We start from the raw sequence: 1,746 nt of genomic DNA on the forward strand, positions 1-1,746 counted from the left end.
CCGCTACCCCCGCGACCTCGACCTGCTCCTCGCCGCACTGACGACACCGTCACCTGGCGAGAACAACCCCTGGAGCGTCACGCTGCCCACGGCGCAGCGCCCGATCGGCCAGCTCCGCGTGGCGGTGTGGGCCGACGACGCGAGCTGTCCCGTCGACCGCAACATCGCCGATGCTGTCGCCCGCCTCGAAGGGACACTCGCCTCCGCCGGCGCCAGTGTCCACCGCACTGCGGGGTCGGTCGGCTTCGCCGAATCCCTCCGCCTCTTCGAGCAGCTCCTCCACGCCACCACGACGGCCGCCACCGACGATGCCGCCGGCGCGGCCGAACTCGCCGCCGCCCGTGACCTGCACACGGACGACGCGAGCCCACGGGCCGCCATCCTCCGCCACCGCACGCAGACACACCGCGCCTGGCTCCGCGCCAACGAGGAGCGCCTCCGGCTCCAGCAGACGTGGCACCGGTTCTTCGCCAACGGTCAGTACGACGTCCTCATTACGCCCGCCGCTCCCACCGCGGCGATCCCGGCCGGGAGCCGTTCTCTCACGGTCGACGGCGTCGAACGGAGCTTCTTCGACCAGACCGGCTGGGCCAACCTCACCAGCCACGTCGGTCTGCCCAGCCTGGTCATGCCTATTGCGCACGGCGCCGACGGCCTCCCGATCGGTGTGCAGCTCGTAGGACCGGCCTATTCGGACCGGACCCTGCTCGTGATGGCCGAGCAACTGGCGCTCCTGCTCGGAGGGACGGCCAAGGGCGTCATCGCACCATGGAGCGGATGACCTCTACGTCACCGTTGTAGCTGACTGCGTCTTCATCGGCGGTAGGCGGTTCGAACCGAGCGAAGAAGTCGTCCAAGGCTTCGGGAGTGACGGTCAAGGCATTGGCGTCTCGACGCTGGTTGCGTGCGGCGAGGCGCCGCAGGAGGGACTCCTTGGACGCTGGCAGGTAGACGAGCACTGGGCGTCCTCCCACGGCCCGGACGGTCTTCTTCCACTCATCGCGATCGGAACGACGCCAGAGGCCGTGGTCGAGGACGATGGACCGGCCGGCGCGTAGCAGCTCCGTAAGCTGCGTTCGTACGGTTTCGACCACGGCAGCCTCGCGCTCGAAATATTCGTGCTCGGGGTAGTCGACGCCGTACCGGCCGTGGAGGCGGTGAACCTCCTCGTCAACGCTGAGACGGACAACGCCCCTCGCGGAGAGGGCCTGTGCAAGGTGCGTCTTGCCGGAGCCGGTGATCCCGATGAGCAGGACGGCGGTCGACTCGCTCACGATGTCGTGCTCCCTCGTGGTGCTCGTACCGGTGGGGTCGTTGAGGCTTACCCCTGGCTCTAGCGGCAGTGTGCAACAGACGGGCCGGACTGCCACCACGAGCGCATAGGGGCGGCTCCGCTGCCCTTGGCGAGGGATCCGTCCGGGTGGCGGTCGGGCAGGCCCAAGAGCTGCTGTTCTATGGAGGTGAGAGCGGGGTCCGCTCGAAGTTCCGTGGCCGGGTCGTCGACGGGGTGGAGCCAGCGATACCCGTACTGGAGCATCAGGGCGATGCGGGGCCGGCCGGAGAGGTTGATGCCTCCGGTGTGCCAGGTCCGGTTCTCGAAGAGAACTGCGTCGGTTCCGGTGATGGCGGGGGTGACGGCGCCGGGTGGGTCGATGGCGCCGGCGGGGACGACGGGCTCGTCGGTAAGGCGGTGGCTGCCGGGGAGAAACATGGTCAGCCCGCAGTCGGGGGTGACGGGGGTGAGGT

The 1,746-nt window shown here is 69.3% G+C and carries 3 protein-coding genes; 1 reads left to right on the forward strand and 2 read right to left on the reverse strand.

Translation table 11 applies throughout. The features are described from left to right. Positions 1-781, forward strand: a 781-nt coding sequence (locus tag C1J00_RS42925; protein WP_245936741.1) for an amidase family protein, incomplete at its 5' end; no start/stop codon positions are given. Here the strand turns inward: C1J00_RS42925 and C1J00_RS42930 are convergent. Both C1J00_RS42930 and C1J00_RS42935 read right to left on the reverse strand, forming a co-directional pair. Beyond that, entirely contained in the window at positions 759-1,274 is a 516-nt protein-coding gene (locus C1J00_RS42930; protein ID WP_102914181.1) for a P-loop nucleotide/nucleoside kinase family protein, read from the reverse strand. The genes C1J00_RS42925 and C1J00_RS42930 overlap by 23 nt on opposite strands. A gap of 59 nt (positions 1,275-1,333) precedes the next feature. After that, on the reverse strand, positions 1,334-1,746 hold a 413-nt coding region (locus tag C1J00_RS42935), incomplete at its 5' end, for a phytanoyl-CoA dioxygenase family protein (protein ID WP_180989917.1).

Origin of the sequence: Streptomyces cahuitamycinicus, assembly GCF_002891435.1 — a bacterium.
GTDB lineage: Bacteria > Actinomycetota > Actinomycetes > Streptomycetales > Streptomycetaceae > Streptomyces > Streptomyces cahuitamycinicus.